This window comes from Nostoc sp. UIC 10630 (assembly GCF_010747425.1).
In the GTDB taxonomy this organism is placed as follows: Bacteria; Cyanobacteriota; Cyanobacteriia; order Cyanobacteriales; family Nostocaceae; genus Nostoc.
In genome coordinates, this window is record NZ_JAAGOG010000060.1 from 12,680 (window position 1) to 39,445 (window position 26,766).

Annotated in this window: 19 protein-coding genes; 7 read left to right on the forward strand and 12 right to left on the reverse strand. The window is 40.2% G+C overall.

Annotated elements, in window-relative coordinates:
• Positions 1–69 precede the first annotated feature (69 nt).
• Positions 70–1,371 carry a dihydrolipoamide acetyltransferase family protein gene (locus tag G1O98_RS16120; protein ID WP_163929722.1) on the reverse strand — a complete coding sequence of 434 codons (1,302 nt, stop codon included), beginning with the start codon at positions 1,369–1,371 and terminating at the stop codon, positions 70–72.
• A 420-nt stretch (positions 1,372–1,791) separates the two neighbouring features.
• Here G1O98_RS16120 and G1O98_RS16125 point away from each other — a divergent pair, with 420 nt between their 5' ends.
• On the forward strand, positions 1,792–2,316 hold the full coding sequence (locus G1O98_RS16125; RefSeq protein ID WP_163929723.1) for a hypothetical protein: 525 nt from the start codon (positions 1,792–1,794) through the stop codon (positions 2,314–2,316).
• An 83-nt stretch (positions 2,317–2,399) separates the two neighbouring features.
• On the opposite strand, the gene G1O98_RS16130 is transcribed toward G1O98_RS16125, so the two are convergent.
• The 4 genes from G1O98_RS16130 to G1O98_RS16145 all read right to left on the reverse strand — a co-directional run bounded on the left by G1O98_RS16130 (position 2,400) and on the right by G1O98_RS16145 (position 6,993).
• Positions 2,400–2,849 (reverse strand): YlqD family protein, encoded by a 450-nt coding sequence (locus tag G1O98_RS16130; protein ID WP_012412623.1) that lies wholly within the window; start codon positions 2,847–2,849, stop codon positions 2,400–2,402.
• A gap of 42 nt (positions 2,850–2,891) precedes the next feature.
• Complete coding sequence (locus tag G1O98_RS16135; RefSeq protein ID WP_163929724.1) at positions 2,892–4,841, reverse strand: long-chain fatty acid--CoA ligase; 1,950 nt, start codon at positions 4,839–4,841, stop codon at positions 2,892–2,894.
• 1,085 nt (positions 4,842–5,926) lie between these two features.
• Positions 5,927–6,268, reverse strand: a complete 342-nt coding sequence (locus G1O98_RS16140) for a transposase (RefSeq protein WP_163929725.1) — start codon at positions 6,266–6,268, stop codon at positions 5,927–5,929.
• A gap of 215 nt (positions 6,269–6,483) precedes the next feature.
• Positions 6,484–6,993, reverse strand: coding sequence for a helix-turn-helix domain-containing protein (locus G1O98_RS16145; protein WP_163929726.1), 510 nt, complete (start codon positions 6,991–6,993; stop codon positions 6,484–6,486).
• 131 nt (positions 6,994–7,124) lie between these two features.
• Here G1O98_RS16145 and G1O98_RS40735 point away from each other — a divergent pair, with 131 nt between their 5' ends.
• The 5 genes from G1O98_RS40735 to G1O98_RS38770 all read left to right on the forward strand — a co-directional run bounded on the left by G1O98_RS40735 (position 7,125) and on the right by G1O98_RS38770 (position 13,624).
• Positions 7,125–7,253 carry a hypothetical protein gene (locus G1O98_RS40735; protein WP_345940562.1) on the forward strand — a complete coding sequence of 43 codons (129 nt, stop codon included), beginning with the start codon at positions 7,125–7,127 and terminating at the stop codon, positions 7,251–7,253.
• A gap of 5 nt (positions 7,254–7,258) precedes the next feature.
• Positions 7,259–8,917, forward strand: a complete 1,659-nt coding sequence (locus G1O98_RS16150; RefSeq protein WP_163929727.1) for a hypothetical protein — start codon at positions 7,259–7,261, stop codon at positions 8,915–8,917.
• A gap of 14 nt (positions 8,918–8,931) precedes the next feature.
• Positions 8,932–11,724: an AAA family ATPase gene (locus G1O98_RS16155; RefSeq protein ID WP_163929728.1), complete on the forward strand. Its 2,793-nt coding sequence runs from the start codon at positions 8,932–8,934 to the stop codon at positions 11,722–11,724.
• Positions 11,717–13,207 carry a radical SAM protein gene (locus tag G1O98_RS16160; protein WP_163929729.1) on the forward strand — a complete coding sequence of 497 codons (1,491 nt, stop codon included), beginning with the start codon at positions 11,717–11,719 and terminating at the stop codon, positions 13,205–13,207. The genes G1O98_RS16155 and G1O98_RS16160 overlap by 8 nt, the downstream gene beginning before the upstream one ends.
• 252 nt (positions 13,208–13,459) lie before the next feature.
• On the forward strand, positions 13,460–13,624 hold the full coding sequence (locus tag G1O98_RS38770) for a hypothetical protein (RefSeq protein WP_167306199.1): 165 nt from the start codon (positions 13,460–13,462) through the stop codon (positions 13,622–13,624).
• Between the two features lie 255 nt (positions 13,625–13,879).
• Here the strand turns inward: G1O98_RS38770 and G1O98_RS16165 are convergent, their stop codons facing one another.
• From G1O98_RS16165 to G1O98_RS16195, 7 genes are all read right to left on the reverse strand, one after another.
• Complete coding sequence (locus G1O98_RS16165) at positions 13,880–15,073, reverse strand: MFS transporter (RefSeq protein ID WP_163929730.1); 1,194 nt, start codon at positions 15,071–15,073, stop codon at positions 13,880–13,882.
• Between the two features lie 12 nt (positions 15,074–15,085).
• On the reverse strand, positions 15,086–15,658 hold the full coding sequence (locus G1O98_RS16170; protein ID WP_163929731.1) for a Uma2 family endonuclease: 573 nt from the start codon (positions 15,656–15,658) through the stop codon (positions 15,086–15,088).
• Between the two features lie 94 nt (positions 15,659–15,752).
• Positions 15,753–17,912, reverse strand: coding sequence for a DNA helicase RecQ (recQ, locus tag G1O98_RS16175; protein WP_163929732.1), 2,160 nt, complete (start codon positions 17,910–17,912; stop codon positions 15,753–15,755).
• Between the two features lie 162 nt (positions 17,913–18,074).
• Positions 18,075–19,928: a DUF4157 domain-containing protein gene (locus G1O98_RS16180; protein WP_202985799.1), complete on the reverse strand. Its 1,854-nt coding sequence runs from the start codon at positions 19,926–19,928 to the stop codon at positions 18,075–18,077.
• Between the two features lie 355 nt (positions 19,929–20,283).
• Complete coding sequence (locus tag G1O98_RS16185; protein WP_163929733.1) at positions 20,284–21,846, reverse strand: AAA-like domain-containing protein; 1,563 nt, start codon at positions 21,844–21,846, stop codon at positions 20,284–20,286.
• Positions 21,847–21,979: 133 nt separating this feature from the next.
• The gene (locus tag G1O98_RS16190) at positions 21,980–23,365 is read right to left on the reverse strand and encodes an AAA-like domain-containing protein (protein ID WP_175586703.1); all 1,386 of its coding nucleotides are present in this window, start codon (positions 23,363–23,365) and stop codon (positions 21,980–21,982) included.
• 221 nt (positions 23,366–23,586) lie between these two features.
• Positions 23,587–24,249: a class I SAM-dependent methyltransferase gene (locus tag G1O98_RS16195; protein WP_163929734.1), complete on the reverse strand. Its 663-nt coding sequence runs from the start codon at positions 24,247–24,249 to the stop codon at positions 23,587–23,589.
• 356 nt (positions 24,250–24,605) lie between these two features.
• On the opposite strand from G1O98_RS16195, the gene G1O98_RS16200 reads away from it, so the two are divergent.
• Complete coding sequence (locus G1O98_RS16200; protein WP_163929735.1) at positions 24,606–26,597, forward strand: alpha-amylase family glycosyl hydrolase; 1,992 nt, start codon at positions 24,606–24,608, stop codon at positions 26,595–26,597.
• The last annotated feature ends 169 nt before the right edge of the window (positions 26,598–26,766 follow it).

Below are 26,766 nucleotides of genomic sequence, written 5' to 3' on the forward strand. Positions count from 1 at the left end.
TTAGCGCTACTCTACGAAAAAGGCTGTTCGCTCATAGCGCTAACATTTAAATTTGGTGTCTTTTCAAAATTACATTGTCAAAGATTGAGGATTTGTCTCAATCAATTTTGCTAAATCTTGCAAGAACGCCGCAGCATGGGCACCGTAAATAATGCGGTGGTCAGAAGTAATATTCACCTGCATTTGTTGCCGCACGCCGAATAAACCGTCGGGTGTTGCTACTACTTGCGGACGGGATGCCCCGATCGCTAAAATTGAACCTTGTCCAGGCGGTAAAATCGCATCAAATTTGTCTACGCCAAACATCCCCAAATTAGACAGAGTAAAAGTACCACTGTTATATTCTTGGGGTTGTAGTTGTTTTGCTCTGGCACGTTCTACCAAAGACTTCCAAGTACGCGATAGAGAATAAATATCCACTGCATCTGCATTTTGCAGCACAGGTGTAATTAATCCGCCATCATCCATCGCTACGGCTACGGAAATGTTGATATCAGAATGATAAACAATACCCTGGTCTGAATAGCTAGCATTTAACAATGGGTGTTTTTGCAATGTCACTGCTACAGCTTTCGCCAGTAGCGCTGTCATTGTCACGCCTTTGGATTTAATTTGTTTATAAAGTTTGTCTAATCCGTCAGTGGTAATTGTATAACCGACACGGAAGACGGGCACGGATATGGTGGCTACCATGTTCCGCACTACGGCATTTTGGAAGGTAGTTAGAGGTACGATTTGACCAGGAACAGCAGCTACCACTGGCGCGGGTGCTGGTGTGCGAGGTGCTGGGGATGCAACTGGGGCGCTGGTTGGTACAGCTGCTGGTGGGGCAACTGGAGCAGTGGCGGGTTGTTTGCCCTTATTGGACAATGCTTCTACATCTTCGGCGACAATGCGACCGTAGGGGCCACTGCCTTGGAGTGTAGTTAAATCAACTTTGAGTTCTTTGGCTAATTTGCGGGCACGGGGTGAAACTACAAGTCTTCCTTCTTTGTGATTAGAGCCGTTTTGAGACGCTAAGGCAGGTGTTGCAACTGAGGCTGTGGCGGGGATTGGCTCAGGGGCAGAGGTAGTAGTAGCAGCCACGCCAGAGGAATTGGCAAGAGATTTCGCCTGTTCAATTTCAGCTTCAGTTTCGGCTATGAAGGCGATCGCAGATCCTACCGGGGCAGTTTCACCAGCTTCAACTATGATATGGGCAAGAAAGCCTTCATAAAAGGTTTCTACATCCATATCTGCTTTATCTGACTCTACAACCACCACTGTTTCGCCTTTTTCCACTTTGTCCCCTGGCGATTTCACCCAGGAGACGATTTTGCCTTCCGTCATGGTGGAACTCAGCGCCGGCATAAATACTTCATGAATGCTCATAGGGTGGTTTGGAAATCAATGGTTTATGGACTTTAACAGCTTTCATCAGATCGAATTGTATCTTGGCAGGAGAGTTTTGGGCTGGAGATTTTATATTTTAGATTGGGAATAGGGAATTGGAAATTGGTATTGGGAGAGTTCCTAACTCTTAACCCCAGGAACCTAAATGTAAATTGGATGTCTATAAATAATACAGAGCAGAGCAATCCTTAGGGGTTAGCCAATATCTCGATCTCGTTTTAATCGTTGACTTGCAAAAACCACCATGAGTTTCTACAGATTAAATGGGATTGCTATTTATACATCCTCATACCGGATGCTTAAGATACAAGAGCTGCTCACAGGTAGAGGATATGGAATGCAGTTCAATCTAGAATTCAAAATTGGTAATAAACCTATTTGAAATTCCTGTTTACTTTTATGTCGGCAAAGCTAAAATTCTTTTTGATTGTGATATTAGGTATCTTTGCCACTGCTGGCGCTGGAGTATATATTACCCAGCGCCAGCAATCTGCACCGATTGTTGAGACTAGTTATGGTCAAACCCAGCAGGTGAGAGCAATACATCAATCTCAAGAGGTTGTGGCATACCCAGAGCGCTCTAACTATAAAACTATACCTTTAGAAAATATTAACTCATCTCTCCAAGGAAGCGATCCTGCTACCCTCGCTCTGAATGCCTTTGACAGCATACCAGCAGTGGAAGGAACGCGAAAGGTAGAGGTAGCTTATCCACAACGAAATCAGGCTTTAGTGACGATTACCCAATTCAAGCGGGGTGATGATGCAGTTAGTGCAGTTAAATATCGAGTTGAGATGTCAGCCTTCGGGCGATCGCTATTTATTAGTTCTCCTCCAGTCTGGCAAATTGTTTGGGCTGGCTCCCAGGTAGAATGTTCGGCTGGGAGCCTCTCCCGCACTAAGTTAAATCACATTTGTCATTAGTTATTGGTCATTAGTCATTGGTCATTGGTCATTGGTCATTAGTCATTGGTCACAAAACAAATGACAACGGACAAATGACAAATTTAAATGTCACCGCGAATTTCTTCTACAACGCCATCGCGCAGAACGATTTCGACTTGCATTTTGCTAATCAGGTTATCTCCTATCTCTACCCGGAAAAAGCCTTCCATTTGGAATTGGTTGACTTCCTGATCTTGCTGGAGAAACTGCACTTGCTGGAGATTTTGCAGCAACTGATTTTTTTGTTCTAGAAATTCACTTTTCTTTTGATTGACTTGGAGTTGGATATTATCAATCTGTTGGAGGGTCTGGGGCCCGGGTGGTTGCAGACTCTGCTTTTGAATTGCTGCGATCGCTCTTTGTCCTTCTACGTCTAGCTGTTGCAGTTGCTGATCGAGTTGATTGATCTGGGTTTGTAACTGCTGTTGTACTTCCTCTTTCCAGAGGGGAGTCACAATAACTTTGACGTTAACGACGCGTTTCAGAAGCAAATTAGATTTGGAGACATCCATAAATATTTCACGTTCACTCTTTACAGTTGGGAGGTGGAATTATCAGGCAAACATGCCGTTAATAATATCGCGATAACGTTCCGTGACGATATGTCGGCGAACTTTTAGTGTTTGTGTCATCAAACCATTTTCGATAGAAAACGGTTCTAGAATGAGTTTGAATGTCCCAATGCGGTCATCCGGTCGATAGCCTGGACGATTTTGCACTTCTCGATTCAATTCTTGCCGAAATAAATCCTGGATCATTCTACTCTCCAAGTCAATTTTTTGACTAGGTGAAGAAGTGGCCGGATCGTTCTGCGCCCATTTTTCTAGGGCTTCGACATTGGGGACAATCAAGGCTCCCAGGCTGCGCTGATCTTGACCGACGAGCATAATTTGATCGATGTAGGGCGATCGCAAACACGCGTCTTCGATCGGCTGTGGCTCGATGTTTTCCCCGTTAGTCAATACAATCGTATCCTTTGCTCTGCCAGTCAGCACTAAATCGTCTTGTGGTGTCAACCAGCCCAAATCGCCGCTATCAAACCAACCTTCAGCATCAATTGCTTTCGCTGTCGCTTCCGGATTTTGGTAATAGCCTTGCATAATCTGCGGCCCCCTCAACAATACTAAGCCTCGCTTCTCTATTGGCAAAGGCGCTTTTGTCTCAGGATCTACGATTTTAGCTTCTGTAGCGGGGAGTGGTAGTCCTGATGCACCAATCAAATTTCGCCAAGGACGGCGCACATGGGTAACAGGAGAAGTTTCTGTCAAGCCATAGCCTTGCAAAATCTGCACACCAATAATTTCAAAGAAGTTATCGATGTGTCTGGGAAGCGCACCGCCGCCGCTAATCATCTGCTTGACGTATCCTCCTGTGGCTTCTCGCACCTTGGCATAAACTAATCGTTCTCCCAAGGCGTGGAGGGGTAATAAAGCCAATGCTTGGATCTTAGCTGCTAATCGCTCGATGGCTGAAGCATGAAGATTATTTAAATCCAATCCCTGAGCAACTCGCCGCGCTTTAATATATTTGTCGCTAATGCCCAACAAAAAGTTAATTAGGCGTTGTTTTTTGGCAGGTTGTTCGCGAAACTGCTTTTGCACTCCTTCATAAATCGATTCCCACAGGCGGGGTACACCCACCATATAATTAGGTTTAAATTGTCTCAAATCTCCTTTCACAGAACGCAAGTTGGTATAAACTTGCGTACAACCTTGAGATAGTAGGTAATATTCAACAGTCCGCTCGTAGCTATGCCAAGAAGGTAGAATACTGAGAACAATGTCGCCCGCATTTGGTTGCAATACTGTGCCAAAGGTTGTTACTTGGTGCATCAAGTTGCTATAAGACAGCATTACACCCTTGGGTTTACCTGTAGTGCCAGAGGTGTAAATTAGGGTTGCCAAAGCATCACGATTTTGTTTAACTGGCACAAAATTATGATTTTTCCCAATTTCGATCAACTGTGCAAAATTCAGCACCTTTAGAGTTTCGCCCGTTGGTGGTGCTTCATCTGAAATTAAGATTGCAAACTGAATTGGTAAATCGTTGAGACGGTCTTGTAGTTTTTTAAGTGTCTTTAAATCCTCAACTACTATTGCTGTACTGCCGCTATTAGCGATGATAAACAGCAATTCTTCTTTTTCTGCTTGCGAACTACGCACCGCATCAACTGCACCAGCAGCCATTATGCCTTGATCGGCAATAAACCACCGGGGACTGTTGTCAGAAATTAAGGAAATGCGATCGCCTAACTTCACTCCCAACGCCTGTAACCCAGCAGCAAATAATTGTATTTGCTCCGCTAACTGTGTATAAGTAATCACAATTTCTGGTTTAGCGTGAGGACTGCGGAGGGCAACAACATCACCAAATCGTTGAGATGCCAAAGGCCAAACTTCTGGTAGCGATTCCACTTTTGTGTAATCTACCAACCGCTTTAATGCCTCACGTTCTTGCTCACTGATGTTAGATAAAAAAGAAGACGCGGTTTGGGTTTTTGACATAACACCTTACCTAAATATCGTAAATTAATTGTTTTTCCAGTTTATTTTGTTATCCCGCTACAATAACCGTCCTTATTATCCACATTCCCTTCTGTGTATAATAATTCCAGAAATTCCACGTTTATATTTACAAAAATTTATGTTAAAGTTATTTTACATAGAGTGCAAGCAATAGATGGACTGAAAGTCAATCCTACACATAATATTATGCTTGCACCTCAAAACAGCGACCGCCTATTTTTCACAGGAGATGATTACCTATGAATTTGATAGACGCTATACTGCTAACGCTGGTCAATATTACTATTTGCATAGCGTTTCCTAAGCTTGTAGCAATCTTTCTGGCTGATAAAACCAAACCTAATGGAGTGTCGCGGAACGGTTCAAAATTGCAAATAGCCAAAATCGAACTTACGAGTTTTCCTTATTGTACAGTGTACTCATTAACAGGTAGTCAATACTGCAAATTCAGTCCTGATTTTTGTTCCAAGTGTTCTCCGAATTGATGGATTGTTTGCCAAATTGGAAAAATTTATTTTTTTCCAACACTTATATTTTTACATTCTAAATGATAGTTTATGCGTCTACTTATTCAAGCGATGTCTACGATGAGCTACGCTAAAGCTGATTCGACTATGATTGCTGAAACTCTTATGCTGTAAGTATTTATCATTTTCACACAAGCATATTGGACAGTACGTACATACTTTCACAGTGCGATCGTGTAGTTCAGTAGTAAATTTATTTCGATTGCAATAATTGAAACCCGTATAACCCTGACTTATTTCAGAAGTTGGGGTTTTTGTTTATCAGCAATGATTCAGGATTGCTATAAACATCACAAAAAGCCGATATATCGCATCTTTTGCCTTAACCAAAGAGTATTACTAAACCCGCTAAGACTCGAAATGCAAGGCTAAAAACTACTTGAAACTCTTAGGCTTGGACTACACCTTTGTTTCCTCGCCAGAGTTTAACTCAGTATAATTACTAATTGAAGTTAGAGTACATATATAACTAATATAACCATTAATATATTAATTGTTAAATCTATTACATGAGAGTCAAACAGTTTTAATACCAATTTAATATGAAGCTGCATAGAAAAGAGCCTCTAAAATAAAGTTATAAGAAGAGACAGATATTACCTGCTCAAGTGTAAGTTGGTCAAATATTTCTTGGATGCGATCGCGTAAAGTCTGTAAAGAAGAGAAAAGTTGATTTTTGAGTGGTTTCTTGAGGAGCTGCCAAAGCCTTTCAATGGGATTGAGTTCAGGGGCTGAAGGTGGTTGAAACAGAGGAATAATAAATTCTTGCCAACGAATCGCTGAACTTGTATGAGCAGGTGCTTGGTCAACCTGTAAAATAGCGTAATCTCTACCTAACCTAATTGTTGAGATAGCCAGTCCAAAAACTGTTGAAAACACTCGCCATTCAACTTCGGATACTCATAAAGGAAATGATCTCCAGTCAATGGTTCAATTGCACCATAAATCCACGCATTTATCTCTTGGCCATATCACCTTAACAGTAGGCTTAACTCCCAAAGCTGTAATCACTTTTCCTGTAAGAGTTTTCAGTCCAACCCTAGTTTCATCCTGGCAAAGGTAGCGAACACACTTGCCGGGTGCTAGATGTCTTTCTAGACAATTAAGAATGATTCCGAGTTTTTTTTAAATTCAGATACCAATTTCTCGTCTTGGTTATGGCTTTGAGGGCGAGGCACTTTTAGTTTTGCCCCTAATCGATATCGAACCCAGGCATAAACCGTTGCATACTCTATATCTTGTGCATGTTCTTCTTTTAACCACTCAACTATTGCACCATAGCTACTAAAGCCTTTTCCTGTTTTTAACTCCTCCTCAAGTGCTGCGATCGCAGCATCATCGATTTTCCGTTTTGCTCCTGGTGCCTTTTTGATTTCTAATAAGCCTGATATCCCATCAGTTCTATACTTCTGCAACCATCTTGTGACCGTTGAAGTATCTTTTGCCAAGCGTTTTCCAATGTCTTGCTGCTCTTTAACCTGCCCGCTTTTTATCCACCACAGCATCTGTAGTTTTTCTTTCTGATTCCCTAAGTTGGCTGTTTGTAGACGTTTTTTAAGTTCTTCTTCGCTCTCTGCGATTTCAATCTTAAAAGGGCGGCTCATTGTTCTTTTAATTTATCGAGTTTGTTTTCTCTATTATATGCAGCTTCATATAAAATTGGTATTACACTTGAGCAGGTAATATCTGTCTCTTCTTATAACTTTATTTTAGAGGCTCTTTTCTATGCAGCTTCATATTAAATTGGTATTACAACCAACTTAACTATACACTCGCTGCGAGCGATCGCAATATCATTCAACGCCAAATCAACACCATACTACAAGAACTCGGTCGAGTAGAAAGCGAACTTAATGCCATTTAAATGCAATGAAAAATTCTTCAGATTTCCGAAAGAAGTATCTTGAGCAGCTAATAGCCCGTTTAAAAAGTGACATTGAAAGTATCAGCGACCAAATAGGATGGACGGTTAATGATGTAGATAAAAATAAATTACAAAGGCAACTTGATAATAAATTTGAGGAAATAAAAAAAGCTGATTCAGAGTTAAACCAGCTAAATCAAGAAACTCTAGAGCAAGTTGATCCTGATAAAATACCATTCACTAATCGGGATGCTGCAATTACTGAAATTACAGCAAATAATTCTCCTACTTATCGTCTGATAACGGCTCCTAAAGGTTACGGGAAAACAGCATTTCTCAAACAGATCCAGAAGCGGTTTCAAGAATTACAATGGTGTTGCGCTTATGCTTCCATGTCTGGAGATCAAAATATTGAAGACTTAGAAAAAGAATTAGCTATTTCTCTCAATCTTCAGATTGAAGAAGGAAATGAGTTGCCTTGGGGAGAACACTTAGGTTTATTATTACATAGAAATTGGGCTAAATGGCAATCGCAGGGACAGAAAGGTATTGTACTACTAATCGATCTGGATGGAAATGCCCCACAAAAACAGCGTTTAAACGAGATTTTTGATCAACTTAAAGAATTGGGATGGAGAATTGAAAAGTGTTTGAAAGAACTACAATTCTTTAAAGATAATTCCAAAAGTCTTCGAGTTGTAATTGCAGCCAGATGTCTTACCGATCTTCCCTCAGATCGGATTTTCCCTAAACTAATCCTCTCGCCTTTTAATTGGGAAGTAATTCAGGATACCGCAACAAAATATCTCAAGCCGATTGAGATGACTTCTGAAAGTCTTGCATTACTAGCAGGACACTTACTTTATCTAACTGGCGGACATCCAGGGGGAATTGCTGAAGCCCTAAAAGCTTATAGAGGTGGTGGTTACACAGTTAATTTATTTTTAAAAAGTTATGGTAGCAAATTATGGGAAAGAACCCTGAAACATTGTAGAGATCAGATTAAAGAAAGCTTGACTAAAGAAAATAATCATCTCTATGAATCTATTGAGAAACTGAGTATATTTCCCATACTAAATGGTAATTGGATATTAAAGGAAGCCGTTAAAAGATTTCAGCTACCTTTCAGTGATGATAGTTTTAAATTAAACGCAGAACTGACAAAGACATCAATTTTTACTCGTGACAAAACGATTATCAAAGATGGAATGACCCGTCGGCTGCTAGTTATTGGTCTACTTCGAGAAAGTTCGCCTGATAGCTTTCAAAAGCTTTGTAGCGAAGCGGCTCAAATTTGCTGGGAATATGTTCACGAGCTTAAATCCAAGAATGATTCTGCGGTGGCAGGAACTTGGTCAATGCAGTATTTTTTTCAAAGCCTTCAGCAACATGCTGGATTTATCAATTGTGGTGTCGATAGTTTAGCTTATAGACAAGAACTTCGCAGAAGTTTCTTTGATGAAACTGTTGAAGAAACTATTGGAATATTCCGCAATACAGACCAAGAGCAAACCCATGAATTTCTGTCTACGCTTAAATCTGAAGTAGAGCATGACTGGGAATTCCAGTTTCTTGTAAATTACTATCTCCACAATGAGGAATATAATGATACACCCTATAGATATTTAATTCATAAGCTTGATGAAGCTATTCAAAATAATTAACTCAGGAGCCTATTATGTCTGAAATAGATAAATTAGAGTTTGTTGGTCGTGAAGAACATCTAAATCGAATTATTACCCTTGTTCAAGAAGCTAATACGCTTCATGTTGTTTTAGTGGAGGGTAGAGGAGGAATTGGCAAAACTTGGTTGCTTAATGAATTACAAAACCGCCTCAACCAAGTAAACATTGGAACCAGTGAAATTATTGATTGCGATACTCCTGTTTTTAATGATGCAGAAGATTTATGCACTCAAATCGCCAAGCAATTGTATGATAATACATATCAAGAATGGCTGCTCCGGTTACGACAACTACGAGAAGATGAAAACCACCTCAGTCAAACTGCATACCAAGAAGAACGAAGACAGCTTGAAAAGTTTTTAGTCGATGAAATTAATCGAAAATCTAAACAACAGAGATTAGTATTTTTAATTGACACAGTTGAGAAGTTAGGACAAGCGGAGGGAAGAGCGGAAGTTTGGGAATATATTGGTAATCTATGCCAGCAACTAGATAATGCCGTATTAATTTTAGCAGGCCGCCCTAGTATTGCTCGTCAAATTTTGGAAAAGTCGTTCACAGAAACAGAACTAACCTATTTGGAGTTAAATGAATTTACTCATGAGGATGTACAGACATACATTCTTTCCAAAGAGGAGCAACTTCATTTTACTCTTGGGAAAAACTTAGTTCAAAAGATCATAGTTCTTTCTAGTGGTAGCCCCATTATGATTGAATTTGGGGTAGAGTATGCTTATCGAGAAGTTATTCCAGATTGGTTAGAGAGTGAAGATATAGAAACTATTCCAGCCAGGTTGGAGAAAACGGGTGGATTTGAAGCTGAGATGGTTCGACATATTACGCAGCTTCGGACATCAATGGATAGGCTAACCCTGTTACTTTCACGTATTTATCCATTAGATAGTTCTGATATTGCTAATCTATTAGAACTATCGACAGAAGATGCTCAAAAATTATTTATTGATGCTCAGAGCTACTTTTTTATCAAACCAGTAATGAGTGGTAATCAAATATCATTACATGATATTGTGCGAGACTTGATTGATAAATTTGTATGGTCAGATATTGACCCGGATTTGGAATGGAGAAAACGAGATAGTCGTATTGCTGCCAAATATTTTGAGAAAAAAGATTATCAGCTAGGGCCGCAGAAAAGAATATTGGAGGTTCAACTTTACTCTGATAATTCTAATAAAGCCGCTAATATTGAATTTCTAATTGAAGAACTGAAACAACTGCGAGAATTCAATACAATGCGATGGCTATGGAATGCTTTATACGCTGACCCAACTATCGGCTTTGAAACTTGGCATGAAGTTACTAATACGATCCGCAGTCAATCAAAGAAATTCAGCTTTGTTAATCAATTATTGGCAGTTGTAAAACAGTTTGAAAAAGAGCTAAATTTCGATCAAAGATTTAAGTTGATTATTTTTGAAGCAAAGCTTGTCCACGCTCTAAAAGACAAGGGTACAACAGAAAATGAAGTGAGAAAATTAGAGGCTATGTTAGCTAATAAATCTTCTAATTCTTCTCATCAACCAGACCTTTGTAATGTCTTGGGAATGCTAAATGCTAAGTTACATCTTTATGATGAAGCTTTGAAATATCAGCAAAAGTGTTTATGTTTAGTTCAAGGTAAAAAGCTAGCATCTGCGATTCCGGGTGTGGCGAACCAAGTTGGTTATCTGTATCGACAACTTAACAATTTTAACGAAGCTGAAAAATATTACAAACTAGGTTGGGATGCTGCTATGGAAGTTGACACTCCTAACAAAGGTTTAACTCAAGTTATGGCTAGTATTCAGAATAACTTGGGATATTTATACGGATTACAAAAAAATTATATCAAGTCTGAACAGTGTTTTAAGGCTGCTATTGATATGTGGTCGAGTGTAGAGACTGAACGCGAAATTGCCAATGCTGAAATTGCCTCTGCGACTATTTCGGTAAATGAGGGGAACTATGTTAAAGCTAAACAGCTACTTGAACGAGCATTAAGCCGTTGTAATAATGAGGAAGATGATAATCGAATATTGTGTAGAGCATACTTTCATTTAGGCTTAAATCAGTGGTTTAGTGCCGAGGTAGTAAATGAAGCCGTTTGGGATGTAACACAGGTAAAGTGGGATCTAGATGTGCTAAGTCAGGCTCAAGATGCTTTAGAAAAAAGCCTGAAACTGGCAGAAAAATACGGACTAGAAGAGGAATTGCCTGGAATTTGGCATCAAACGGCCAGTGTTTACTGGCATCTTGGGTTTCAAAAGTGCGATCGCTCTTTGCAAGAACAAGCTCTCAAACTCAACGATCGCTCTTACCACACTAGTCTAGAGTACAATGACAGGCGGTATGCCATCGATAGCCTGGTAGGGAAAGCAGAGTTTGATTATTATGCAAAAGCATACCAGCATATTTCAGATTATGCACGAGAACTTAGCGATCGCTTCCAGTCATATCAAAATACCTATCAACTGTACTTTGGTAGGATGTTACGGATAGAAGGTGATGTGGCATTTCAACAGGCGAACTACGATCTTGCCTTTGCAAAATATGCTCAAGGCATACCCAAAATCTTCCAGGATGGAGGTTTTGGTCCCTATTCGATCCAACATGAGTTAAATCTGCTGCAAAAGAAAATCGAACGGTTGCCTATAGAACTTTCTAAAACCCTAATCCAGCAACTCAAACATCAGTGGCAAGATAATAAAGCTCTCAAAGAATGGTGCGATCAACAAATGTTTTTGACTAGAATCCGTGCAACAAAACAGCCATCTTCTCATGCTTAGTAAAAAAATTGATCGACCCAGAATTTTAGTTTCTCTCAATTCTACCTGCGTACCAACTGGACAATGCGATTGTGATGGAGGGGATTGTGCCTGTGACTTATCCCCTTTAGCAGAATTAGGCTCAGATATATCATTATGTCTGGGGATGTTTGAGACAGAGTTTGTGATATCTCCCAATTCGCAAATAATGAATCTAGATGATACTTACTCTATCTGTTATGGAACTAATCATAAAGTAGCAGTTCTAAATGAATCCGCATTATATTTACGAAATATATTTACAAATTCTCATAAATTAGATGATATCACAAAAGAGAATTCTCACATTAACCAAACAGACTTACAGACAGCTATTCAAGAGCTATATCAAGCCCGTTTAATTGTTCCTAAAAATAGCTCATTTAACCTAAATGAAATACCAGAAACTTTATCTGCATGGTTACATATCACCGATCGCTGTAACTTAAGATGTGACTACTGCTATCTTCCTCATTTAGCAAGGGATATGTCAATAGAGATAGGCAGAGCAGCTATTGAATCTACATTTCGCTCTGCGAGCTTAAATCATTATCGCCGCGTCAAACTGAAGTATGCCGGAGGAGAAGCATTATTATGCTCTCCTTTAATTAAAGAACTGCATTTATACGCTCAATCCCTTAGCAAAGAAAGAGGCATTATATTAGATGGAGTTGTTCTCAGTAATGGAACATTGATTACACCTGAGATTATCGAGATGCTTCAAAGATTGAATCTGCGTCTCATGATTTCACTAGATGGATTATCAGATTTCCACAATATCCAACGAAATTACGCAGGCGGAAAGGGTTCATTTCAAGATGTTGAACGGGGTATTAAGATTGCTTTACAAAATGGGCTGATACCCGATATTTCCATCACCATTAGCGGGCGCAATGCAGAAGGATTACCCGATCTGATTGAATGGATATTGGAGAATAATCTGCCCTTTAGTTTCAACTTTTATCGTGAAAATGAACTGTCAGCTTCTTACGAAGACTTGCAACTAGAAGAATCTAGAATGATTCAAGGAATGTTGGCAGCATTCAAAGTTATTGAATTGAAATTACCTAATCGAAGCTTATTAGGTTCATTAGTTGATCGTGCTAATTTAGCATCTCCTCATAAACGAACTTGTGGAGTTGGGCAAAGCTATCTTGTATTTGATTACCAAGGACAAATCGCCAAATGTCAGATGCAGTTACATAAAACTGTATCCTCAGTTGACGCTCAAGATCCTTTAAGTGTTGTGCGACAAGATAAAACAGGTATTCAGAATTTATCTGTTGAGGAAAAAGAAGGCTGTCGTACATGTGAGTGGAAATACTGGTGTACGGGTGGTTGCTCTTTGGCTACGTTTAAGGCTACAGGCCGTTATGATATTCAATCTCCAAATTGCAATATTTATAAAGCTCTATATCCTGAAGCTCTCCGCTTAGAGGGCTTACGCCTTCTCAAATATACTTAAGTTAGCTAATTTCACTTCTTACCTCTGTGTTCTCTGCACCTCTGTGGTTAAATTAATTACTTTTTAACCGCAGAGGCACAGAAAACGCAGAGAGAAAAGAGATTTTACGAGTCAAATTGAAATTATAAGAATATATTTAGTTAGCTTATAACCGATAAAAGAAATTAAAATGCTGCTTTGAAGCAATTGTACTAATTTTGCTTCAAACTAAAAATATAGTAAACACCAATTTTGAAATAAGGACGATCACACATGAGTTTAATCGATGGGATATTACTGACGCTGCTAAACACTGTTGCTTGCCTTGCACTGCCTAAATTGCTAGTAATTCTGTCTGCAAAAAGCCAAAACACTTCACCATCGCGCTCTACTGAAACATCAAAAGATTCTAACTCTGAAATCCCCAGTTTTTCTTAATATAAGCTGATTGTCTCTAGATATCGCTTTGATGAGGAGAAAATTTAGTTATTGGTGCAAAGCGATATCTTAATGAAAGTTATGCACATTTTTTTCGGAAAATAACGAGTGTGCATATTTCCACAAAATAAAATTTTACAGAGAACAAGCTGGTCTACAGTACAGCGAAAACCTAGGCAATAAAGAATAATTGCAGTCTTACTACTAAATAAAGTTTTTAGCAGCTTAATTTTGCTTTGTGACCACGATTTTTTGTTATTCTTTATTTGTTTTTGCTGTAATCTTTTTAGGTCTGATGATAATAAAAAATCCGAGCAAAGTAAAAACTAACATTTGCCAAGTTACCAAATTCCAGCCACCAAGATTCCAGCATAATAAACCAATGCTAGTACCTACAGCACCGCCGATAAAATAGATAGTTATGTAAACTGTGTTAATGCGACTATTCGATTGAGCGTCAAGAGTGTATATCCTTGCAACATTGGTGACTTGGATTGCTTGTACACCTACATCTAGTAACAATACAGCAACAGCGATCGCCAGTGCATAATTAGAAGCAATTTTAGCAATTACTAAACTTGCAATCACGAGCGATACAGCAATTGTCAAGGAACGTTGCGAGTTACCTCGATCGGCTAGTTTACCAAAAACTGGTGCCATCAATGCACCTGCGATCGCCACAAAGCCATACATCCCAATTGTGTCAGATTGAAAATTGAAAGGCGCTCCGCTTAAATGGAAAGTCAATGTTGTCCAAAATGAGCAAAATACACCAAACAATAATCCGCCAATTAAAGACGCTTCTCTTAACAAAGAAAAGCGTTTGAATTGTTGAATTGTTGAGTTTAATAATTCCAAATAATAACCGTTAAATTCATTTTTGACATTGGGTAAATATATATTTAATAAAACAGTAACAATTAAAACCATTACTGCTGAAAATCCATATACATAACGCCAATTCAACCATTCACCAATATATCCACTAAAAACCCTTGCTCCTAAAACTCCAATTAATATACCAGTAAAAATGTAGCCTACAGTTTTGCCTGTAGTTACTCTATCTATACTTGCAGCTAAGGGAAGAATAACCTGAGCCGATACTGTCGCAATTCCAATCGCTACACTCAATATCCAAACTTCGATGATATTTTGTGAAAACGTCATGAGTATCAACAAAAAGAACAAACATATCAGTAAGGAAATAATTAACTTTTTCTTATTGATTTTATCGCCCAATGGGATTAAAAAGAAAAGCCCAAAACCGTAACCAACTTGTGAAAGTACAGATATGCTACCCACTTCGCCTTCACCGACTCGAAAAGAAGATGCAATATCTTTGAGGATTGGCTGATTATAATAAATGTTGGCAACACAGACACCAGATGCGATCGCCATAATCAGTACCTGGACTTTAGTTAATGCGTTACTTGCTATTGGTTTTTCCATTTAACCTAAAATTTATACAGGAAAAAACTGGTTTACAGTACAGCTAAAACCAGGTAATAAAGGAGAAACTATAATATCACTATTAAACAAGGTTTCTACCAATTTAAGTTGATTTTGTTCGCGCCGATAGACCTCTAGTTTTGGCGATCGCCAATCAGCAATCCAATATTCTTTTACTCCTCTGGAAGAATAAAGTTTAAGTTTAGCTTCCTTATCTCGTCTTTGATCTTCGTTGCTAGCAGACAAAACTTCGACTACTAAATCTGGTGCGCCAGTTAAATGTCCCGCTTCATCCAATGTTAGCGCCAAGGTTTCTTTAGTAGCCCAAACGACATCAGGAATCACATTATCTGATTCTGAAAACAAAACGCCAGGGTTGATTACAGCTTCTCCTAAACCAGTAGACTCTGACCAAATGTTAAGCTGTTGGAAAATTTTGCCACAAGTTTGCTGATGTTTAAAGTGAGGTGCCCTGGTCATAAATAATTCTCCATCAACTATCTCGTAGCGCGTCCCTTCATTTTCTGCGAAGAGTTCCACATCATGAATTGTCCAGCGTACTCCTGTATTAAGCATCTCACTCATCGGCTAACTCCTTTAATCTTGCTGTTGTATTTTAATAAAATATAATTCATCATTCATACTAATTGATTCTGTATTCTTTGTTCTTCTTCAATCATCACTTGCGATTGTCACGCCGCCACTTACAGCGTACTAGGCGAATTTCATCAAAACTGTAGCTTTCACCTAGTTGTTCTTTAATGGGAGTAAGAGAAATGTCACCAAGTACTTCTAAAACTTGCCAAATTTTTTGTTGATGTTCTAAAGGTACTAATTGATTTAAATCAACTGGCTGGTTTTTCTCAATTAGTTTTTCTAAATGATTGCTAACTGTTGCCGGACTAAGGTTCCGCTTTTTGGCAATTTGAGCAATATTTAAACCTTGTTGATGCAATTGTAATGTCTGTAATTCGGTGTAAGAAGAAGATGAGCTGGGAGAGGATACGGAAGTAACAGATTTATTTTGCAAACCTTTTTCTTGGCGGTAGGCGCGAATTTCTGTAATAAACTTTTCGCCATATTGAGCGAGTTTATGACTACCAACACCAGAAAGTTTGGCAAATTCAGTTAAGTTTTGGGGTTGCACCTGTACCATCAATTTTAAAGTGGAATCGTGGAAGATCACGTAAGGTGGTACAGATTGCTCATCAGCCAATTCTTTACGTAGCGATCGCAACTTCTGTAATAATATTTCTGCAACTTCTGCTTTTTCACTCCCCTGTTCCCAGGTAATCTTTTGGACTGTGGTTACAGCTAGCGAAACTGTGCGTTGTTTTCGCATTACTTCCCAACTTAAGGCATTTAGTTTTAAAACTGAGTAACCATCGCTAGTTTGTTCTATTAACCCTTGATGTAAAAGCGATCGCCCCAACATTCGCCATTCATCTAGAGTTCTATCTTTACCAATACCGTAGGTGGAAAGTTTATCATGTTCGTATTGAATAATTTTGTCTTTTTTTGCCCCCCGCAACACATCAATTATGTGTAGCATCCCAAATCTTTCTTTGCAACGCGCCACACAAGATAAAAACTTCATGGCTTCAACTGTCCAGTCTTGCATGGGTTTGGGATGACGACAATTGTCACAGTTACCGCAATTCCCAGGAAACCTTTCTCCAAAATAACCTAGTTGAATCGTTCGCCGACAATCAGTGCCTTCAGCGTAATCGATCATCTGCCGCAGTTGTTGTTTAGCAATCAACTGTTCTTGAGGGTCAGTTTTTTGATCGATACTCCATTCAATTGTTTTAACATCACCAAAGCTGAAAAATATTGTACAGCGAGATGGTTCTCCGTCTCTACCTGCTCTACCAGATTCTTGATAATAACTTTCTATATTTCTGGGCAGATCAAAGTGAACTACCAATCGCACATCAGGTTTATTAATTCCCATTCCAAAGGCGATTGTTGCTACCATTACCCGGACATCATCTCGAATAAATCGCGTTTGATTACTACTACGTTCTTCATCACTTAATCCGGCGTGATAAGGTAGAGCAATAACTTTATCATTTTGTAGTTTGAAAGTTAGTTCATCAACTTTTTTACGAGTTAAAGAATAAATAATTGTCGAACCTTCCGTTTCTCGAATTAGTTCTAATAATTCAGCGTAAGCATATTTAGTTTTAGGACGAACTTCGTAATAAAGATTTTCACGGTTAAAACTGGCAAGATGAATGCTAGGTTGCTTTAGTCCTAGTTGTTGAATGATATCACTACGGACGCGATCAGTTGCTGTGGCAGTAAGGGCGACGGTAGGAACATCAGGATAGCGTTTCCGCAGAGATTTCAACTGGCGATATTCTGGACGAAAGTCATGTCCCCATTCCGAAACGCAGTGCGCTTCATCAATAGCAAAGCTAGAAATACCGATTTTTTCTTTAACTAAATCGAGAAATGGGAGAAACCTTTCACTGAGGAGACGTTCAGGGGCGACGTATAGTAATTTTACTTTACCGCTGAGGATGGCTTCTTCCCGCGATCGCACCTTGTAAGCATTCAAACTGCTATTGAGAAATGTCGCGTTAATATTATTATTTCGCAGTGCTTCTACTTGGTCTTGCATCAAAGCAATTAACGGCGACACCACCACCGTTAATCCATTTTTTAACAATGCTGGTAGTTGAAAACACAGAGATTTTCCCCCACCAGTCGGCATCACAACCATTAAATCTCGATTTTGCAGCGCATCTTCGATAATTTGCCGTTGTCCGGGGCGGAATCTGTCGTAACCGAAGTGATATTTTAGCGCTTGTTCGAGATGGGGATACTGAAGCATAGCGATCGCTTTTTCGGGGGCTGTCTGCGTGAGTAGTTATGAAGATATCAGGATTTTAACTCACATCATCGGCAGCTTTGGTCACACCTGCATTTCTATTGGCGATCGCTTGACTTTTAAGACAGTTGCTACAAAATTAGCGATCGCACGGCGAAAAAGATGTTACACAATGTCCATAGCGTCTGTGGAAATTCCTTTAAGGGGCTCTTTCAATGCCACCGTATTCTTAAGTGTGTCGTCTAGTGCTTTACACACCTCCTCGAAAGATTTGGTAGCTGGCTTGTCGTGAGATTGGGTATTAAATTCTACAATAACGGGAGGCGTATAAGTGTTGATACCTGTCTCAAAATTAAAATGATAAGAAATACGGGTTGCAACCGGGATGCTTATTCCGTCAACTATAAAGTCTTGCTTCCTAGCATTCACAACTAGATTAAGCTTCCACGCTTGGTCTTTGCTTAACAGTCGCTTTATCTTTGTCTCATAACTAAGCATCTCTGTATTTGCCGCTGCTGTTCCTAGCACCAAGTTTTCACTGATTTGTTGAGGCTGGTTGGTTCGTTGGATCAAGTCTTTTGATTTTTGGGATAGATCGCCAACGTGTGTCTGCCCGATGCTGAAAGCCACCAAGTGGAGCCATTCCCACGATAACGGGGTGGGGCACTCAAACCCTAATTTATGCGCGGCTGCATTGGGACTGATATTATCCATCACCTTAGTCTGCGTGATGTTGCGCTTGCTGCCGCTTGGAAGATCATTATAGCCATGCCCAACAGAAAAAGACATCTGGTTGTTTGTGTCTTCTCCTTGAGAAACACCGCCTTTGGGATACTGAACTAATCCACCCATCCCGCTTGTGACTGTTTCCATAGTAGTGCCACCGCTTGGGTCATAACGGAAGGGGAAGGGTGGGGTATAAGAAGTGTCTATACTTGTGTCCAGAGGTGCTGCTCCCACCAACTGCCGCGCTTCATTTATAGTGTAGGTTTTTGAAGTGTCATTGTGAAGTCCTTGGATTTTAGTCTTCTGTTGTTGGTTCAAGTCCTTCATAACTTTGGTATTGGATTTCAGCGTTCCCGGTTGATAGCCTTCAATTTGACGCTGAATGGGGGCTGGGAAACTCAGATGCCCATTCTGTTGCACCACATGAGTCAATTCATGCGCCAGCAACTCCTGCCCTCCTCGACTCCCCGGCTCATACGTCCCCTGCCGAAAGAACACGTCCTGCCCCGTCGTAAACGCCTTCGCCTGTATCGACTGATTTAACTGATCAGCCTGGGAATCTGTGTGAACCTTCACCCTACTGAAATCAGCTCCAAACGCTTGCTCCATCGGTTCACAGATATTGTTTGCCAATGGCTGTCCCCCACCCCGTGCCTGATTGATGGATGTTTCCAAATCTTGTGTAGCTGCCATACCATCGTCCGACACACGCTGCACCATCGGTTTCATTTGCAATTCATCTTCTTCATCAAGCAATTCTTCGCGCTGGATATTGCTTGATGGTTTCATTTGCAATTCTTCTTCTTCTTCGGGCAATGACTCGCGCTGAAGTTTCTCGCTCTGTGGCTGATGAATCTTTTGCACTACCTGACGTGCTGTTTCATCGGCTTCCTGCTCGTACTTATCTCCAGGTTCCCCAATTGTCAGCTTTGCCTGAATTGGTGCTGCTATATTTGGTTTTCTTAGTGGAATATTGGCAAAGTTATGACCAAATCGAGTTGCGTGTTCCAGTCGAGAATTCAATAATCCATCCATCTTGGCTTGCAGCACAGTCAGCCGTTCTTGTCCCTCTGGCGTAATCTTGGCATATTTTGCTTGTAATTCCAGTCCAGTAGCCTCAATACTTTGTTCTGCAAAGGCAACATCCTCTATGTCCGTTTCTGTCACTGATGCAACTGATGCTTTTTGAACTTTGCTCCCAAACGGTCTATACGTCAATTTCGGGTTTTGTTCTGCTGCTTGGGGATTGGTATTAATAGATGAGGGAGTCTTTGATAATTTCTTATTGTGCATTATTTTTACAAGTTCTTTATTTGCACTTAACCTGACATTAAGCTTTTGGTCTACTGATATTGGGTAATAACTTTATCGTAAGAAACAAATATGTATGTCAATACTTTTCGGGTTTTGGGGGAAAGGGGAAAGGGAAAAGGTTTGAATTTCCCTTTCCCCATTACCCTTTAACCTTTCCCCAGAGCAAAAGAGAGATTATTGGGTTTAACCGAAAAGTATTGATATGTATGTAGGACTGCGTTAAATTATTTGATTGTTCGAAAAATGTATTCATCTATCCCCAGATATAGATTACCGCTTAAATAATGAATGCAAATTTCATGAATACCGCAAAATTTTAAATCTCAAATTCGCCTCAGCATCGATCTAACCGAGAAATTGCAGTTTTCACTTTGCCTTGATGCTCTATTCGGGTACATTTTAGCTGTGATTCTAAAGCATCAATCTTTCGTAAAAGCGAGACTCCCCACACTATAGAAATCACCAACTTGATTGTCATACCCGCTAGCAAGAGTGTGACTATTGTGGAAGTTTTCTTTTGTTGAGCTAATCTTTTTTGTTGTTCTGCAAGTCGTGCTTCAACTTCTTTGGCACGTTCTGCTTCTAATGATTGCTGCATTTCTCGCCGATCTAATTCTTCACTAGCAGCTAAAAATCGATAATCTAAATTGCTCAAGCTTTTGCCATGTGCCCAGGTTTGGGCATCAATCAAGGCTTGTCCGCGCAATAGGCGAGATTCATCATTTTCTTTTGAGGCTATCCACGCATTGAAAGTTTCATAGTAGGGGCGCAGGTAAGCTAATTTTTTTCCAACCCATTCTAAATTGAAAACTTCTTCATAAATTCGGTTTTTGATTTGGAGAAAACCTTGCTTTTTAACCACTAAACCAGACAGCAATAGTTCTACTTGTTCTCGACTATCATCGGCTGGTACTTCCACTCCTTGGAGGATTTGCTGATAAATTCCTAGCAATCTGGCGGCAATTTGTTCGTTTCTGAGGATGCGATCGCGAATTGTCCGCAAATGTTCTGGTTCATCTTGTGATTCCCATTGATCGATGATGTGCGATCGCACCACATTTTCTATCCAAAATTCTTCTGTACCAGGGGGAATTTTTAACTTTCTACCCACATCATCTTGAGATAGACTAACAAGTAACCGACACAGCTTTTGAGTCAGAAATGGTTGCCCTTTTGTCCAAGCTAATACTTCCTTCAAAACTTTTTGGGGATGATTGTCTTTAATATCCAGTCCTAAAGATAGTGGTTGAGCTTCTTCAAATGTAAAGCCATTTACTCGGATAGCTTTACCAAAATTAAACTTTGTAATATGGTTTTGATATAAAATTAAATCTGAAGGTGTAGCAACACCAAAAATTGCAAATGTAATCCGAGCATACTCTGGATCAATTGCTCGTTGGTTATAACAAAACCGAATCAAGCTAAAAAAATCATCCACAGAGAAATCGAGACCGAGAATACTATCAATTTCATCAATAAAAATGAATAGCCTTTCGTTAGAAAACTGAACTAACAGAATTTCTGATATAAACCGACTAAGTTTCTGAGCCAAAGAAATATCATTTTTTTCTTGCCACCAGGTTTTTAAATTGACTTTTCCTAACAGTTTAAAACCCAGCCACAAATCGCCTACGACTCCCTTATACCACTGTTCGGGAGTTATATTTTCGCAACCAATATTAGTCATATCAATGGTGACACATCGAAAGCCTTCTTGTTGCAAGCGATGCTTGGTTTTTACCATAAGTGAAGATTTGCCCATTTGCCTACTGCTTAGGATGTAGCAAAATTCACCATGCTTTAAGGCTTCGTAAAGTTCCACATCCGCTTTGCGCTCAACATAGCTAGGAGCATCACTGGTTAAAGTGCCACCAACTTGATATCGATAACTGTTCATTTGATTTAAAATTTTAAATTAGTTCTCGTTCTTAATAAATAAATTTCTATCGGAACAATTAATAAAATTCATATTAAGAACGAGAATTACTTATTTTGATTATTTATCTTTCAACAGTCTACCAGAACAACTACTATCCTGAGTGCTTTCCAAGCTGTTGGCTAAAGTAAAGGCGATATAATTCACACATAACATGAGCTTGATTACCGTTGAGTTTAACCAAACCCATACTTTCTAGCTTATAAGCAGCGATCGCGTCTAGCTCTACTTTTTCATCTGTTGCAATTACCTGTTGCATAGCTGACATTAATTTTGGGTCTTTTTGCAGTAAGCTCAACAGTTCCCGTAAATGCTGACTGTAAATTCCCACTGGTGTAGATGCAGTTTCTAGTAATACCTCTAATGTCATTTCCTCCTGACATAGATGATAAAGCGCAAGGCTCACCAAATAGGGATGTCCTCCTACCATTGCTTGTAAGGGTGCAAGGCGTTTTGCGTCTTCGGAGCCGTCTGCACAATTTAGTCCATAAGACAATGCTAAATTCTGTACCTGATTGAGAGTCAATGGTGGGAGCGTAATTGTGATCCCGACATTGAAAGGCGATTGGTTAAGCTTTAGTGGAATATATATTTCTGTGGTGTGAACTACCACCATCCGTAGTTTTTGCCAGATTTGATCCTGCTTTGCTTGTTCGTGCCAAAATCGCAGCATTGGCAGAAAATCTTGGGCAATATTGGGATGTTCAAAAACTCGATGAACTTCATTCAAAGCCAAAACTAGAGGACTATTATCAATGTATTGCAGTAAATATGCTTCAAAATAGATTTTGCAGCTTACTTTGCTGCCCATTTCCGTATCCCAAAAATCATCTAGACAGGGAAGGAGATTTAACTGTCTGCTGACATTGACACAAAACCAACGCAAAAATTTATCAAGAGAAGCAAAAACATCTTGATCGGCTTCTTGAAAGTCCAAATAGACGATTTGATAACCTTGCTCTCTAGCATAAGCAATCATCCGGTTGAGCAGCGAACTTTTTCCTGTCTTTCTAGGTGCTTTGATTCGGATTAAGCAACCAGGGTATAAAATCTCGTTACAAACAAGTTCTTCCAGAGGAGGGCGGTTGATGTAAAGAGGAGAACCCAGTGGTACGGGGCCGCTAGGAAATTCAATCTTGCATGCTGAAAACGAGTCTGGAGACACCATTTCTAAATTAGATTTTTCATTGAATTCTTGTTGGCTCTGATTTTCCCGATCGCCTATTTTTTCTTGTAGGTATTTCTTCAAGGCTAAATGCAGATTTTTTTTGGTTATTTTTTTGCCAAGTGCGATGGAAAGGTCTTGCCACAACTCAGAGCCAACTTCCTTGATATAATTGTCGCGGTAGCCTGATTCCTCTGCCATTTCACCATAAGTTTTGCCCAACCACGACTGAGACAGCACAAAGCACTGAATGGAAGCAAGAGGCTTGTCTTGCAGAATTGTTTCTACTGCTTGCAGAATATCTTCCACGGACATTAAAGTTTAAACAATTACTAGATATAGTTATCTATTTTGATCTATTAATAATATACAACCGAATAAATACTTAAAAAAAGAAAAATAAATTTCTAAGAATACAGTTTTTTAAACTATAATTTAATATTGCTTACTTCAAAAAGCTTGCTTATTTTTAAGCAAGATTAGGGAAAGTCAAGTATTAACCTAAGCAGATTGGGTTTTGAAAAGTTAGAAAGACATCACTTTTTCAGTGCCAGAGTCAAACCATCTGCGATCGCTACTAAACTCAGACTAACTCGCTGGTCTTGATGCAGCTTTTGATTAAAGGCACGAATCCTTTTAGTTCTATTATCCTGCACTTGGGGGTCGGCAACCCTGCCTGACCAGAGAACATTATCGATCGCAATCAGTCCCCCTCTTCGCACTAATTGCAGCGATCGCTCATAATAACCATCATAGTTGCTCTTATCTGCATCAATGAAAGCAAAATCAAAGGCTTCCGCTTCTCCCTCTGCCAGTAACCGATCTAAAGTCTCCAAAGCTGGGGCAATGTGCAGTTGAATTTTATCCGCCACTCCCGCTTGCTGCCAATAACGCCGAGCGATCGTTGTAAATTCTTCACTCACGTCACAGGCTACCACCTTGCCGTCGCTCGGTAACGCCAAGGCTACCACCAGGGAACTATAACCTGTAAAGACCCCAACTTCCAAAGTTTTTTTCGCTCCCAGCAACTGCACCAGTAACGCCAAAAATTGCCCCTGTTCAGGAGCAATCTGCATTCTACCTACTGGATGCTGGGCTGTTTCTTGCCTCAATTGGGTTAAAATTTCTGGTTCTCGGAGAGAGACTGATAGTAAATAGTCATAAAGGTTTTGTTCGAGTCCTAGTGTTTGAGTGGTCATAAAGTGCGTTTTTCTTTTACCTAAACCCCACAGACTAATTATCTGGTTTTTAGGCTTAAAGCCCTTACCAATGACAAAGGACAAAGGACAAATCCCGGATTTCTCACGATACTGTAGGCAGAGGGGTGTGGGGAGTGTGGGGAGTGTGCGGGGTCAGATTTCTTCCCCATCCTCCCATACCTCCCACACCTCCAACACCTCCCACACTCCTAGATTTCTCACTTGTGAGAAATCTAGGAAATGACAGCCTTTGCCAGTTAGCTTTAATTGCGCCGACCGACTTATCATCTGGAATAAAGCTCGGCTGTTGTGTAAGAACTTCATAGCTGAACTTTGATAACCTAGAGGTTTTTCTAATGCCTATCGATCTATTAAGCCGCAAAAAAACTCATTTTGTCTTGTGGCGTGTCGGTGCTTCAGAACTAGCTCCCACTCTTTACATTGGCAACACTACTCCCGAAAACCCAGACAGATTAGCTCAATTTAGAGAAATTCCGCTTCGTCAATCAGCAGAATTTCCAGAATTGTGGGAAGTTTCGGCTAAAGAATCTGGTCTGATTGAAGGACAGGTATACTTTTACTGGTTTAAAGTCCGCAACTCAGAACCCTACGCAGCTGCCAATGCTAACCAAATTCTCTACTGTACAGATCCAACAGCGACGACTGTAGATCGGCGCTTTCCTGCACCAACGCCGTCAGAATCAGGAGGCGTTACTAGCTTCGATCCGGCAAGCGTCGTGCTTTATCAAAATGGGACGTTGATTCCCTGTGATCCCGAAGGGCAAACTGTAAATTGGGAAGGCGATGCTCCTTTAGAGACACTGCCAACCAATAATCAACTGGTGATTTACGAATTACCGACCCGATGGACAAAGATTAACCCAAATGGATTGATTGAAGAAGGAGTCGGGACATTTCGTGACGTACTGGCACTGTTAATACCAGAAGCGATTGCTCCTACTTTTCCCATGCTCACCACCCTGAATAACCGCGCTCATCTTGCGGAACTGGGAATCAACGCTTTAGAACTTCTGCCACCAGAAGACAGCGATGATAATCTCAATTGGGGCTATGGTACAGCAAATTATTTTGCAGCAGATTTTGACTTAGGCCGTCCAGATAACCAGTCAGCACCGACTGCTTCAACTGATTTAGCTAATCTGATTAAAGCCTGCCATCACCAAGGATTGCGCTTTTTTGTGGATGTGGTGATGGCATTCTCGCGGAATAATCCTTACCATAACGTTAATTTTTTGGAATTTTACATCAAATGGGCCAGTGGCGATCCAGAACAAGGGTCAAGGGATGGCTTTGGTGGGGATTTATTTAAGTACAACTATTGGGTAGAGGGCTATAATCCCATTACTGGGCAAAAGTCCAGGCTTGTGCCAGCTCGTGAATACTTAAAAGCCCATATTGCCCACTGGTTAGAATACTATCGGGTTGATGGTCTGCGGTTGGATAGCGTGAACAATATTGCCAACTATGACTTTTTGCAGGAATTTAAGGATTTTGCCCGCACTCTTTGGGATAAAAGAGGCGGAAGTGGCGATCGCTTCCTCGTAGTTGGCGAAGAGTTGAGTGTACCCCTATCTCTCATCCAACAAAATCGTCTGGATGGACTTTGGAATGAAAAGTTTAAGCAAATCATCCGACAAATAATTTTAGGTAAGAATGCCTGGGATGAACCCAGCTTTGAATGGAGTATCCGCAAACTAATTGATTGCCGAAACTTAGGTTTTACAGACGGTTCTCAGGCAGTAAACTATATAACTTCCCATGATGTTGGTGGTTATGGTAACGAGCGTTTCTTTAGCTACTTGGTTAGTAATGGAATTGCTGATACTGAACCGCGTATTAAGTTAGCATTTGTTTCCCTGCTTACCTCTGTAGGAATTCCTATGATCCTGGCTGGAGATGAATTTGCCGATCAACAAGATTTGCCTCCAACAGACGATCATAAGCAAATTGACCCAGTTAACTACAGCCGTGTAAAAGATGATTGGCGGCAACGAATTTTCCAATATGTTGCGAGGTTGGTTCGCTTGCGTAAAACTTCTCATGCTTTAGCTGTGAATGATACTAAATTTATTCATGTTGACTTTAATGAGGGTAAGCGAGTTCTAGTCTGGCAACGTGGTAATAAAGCCGATCAATTAGTAGTTGTAGTGGCGAATTTCTCTGACTACGGCACTCCTGCTGCTTCTGAGTACAGAGTCCCGAATTGGCCTGCAACCCCAGTTGGCAAGCAGTGGAAGGAAATTACTCAAGAACGGATAGTTCCATCAGAATGGGTAGGCAGGGAAGGCATCTTCCCCTGGGAAGCGAAAGTGTACGCTCTAGTTTAATAGTGATACCGCTCAGGAAAAAATGATGTTAGGTCAGGTATGGTAAGCCAACCTGACTCAGTACTACTCGGTTAAAGGGAAAAGGTTAAGGGCAAAAGGAGTGAAAGGCACGATATATAAGGTTTTCCCCCTTTAACCTTTTCCCTTTCCCCTTTCCCCAGTCCTCACT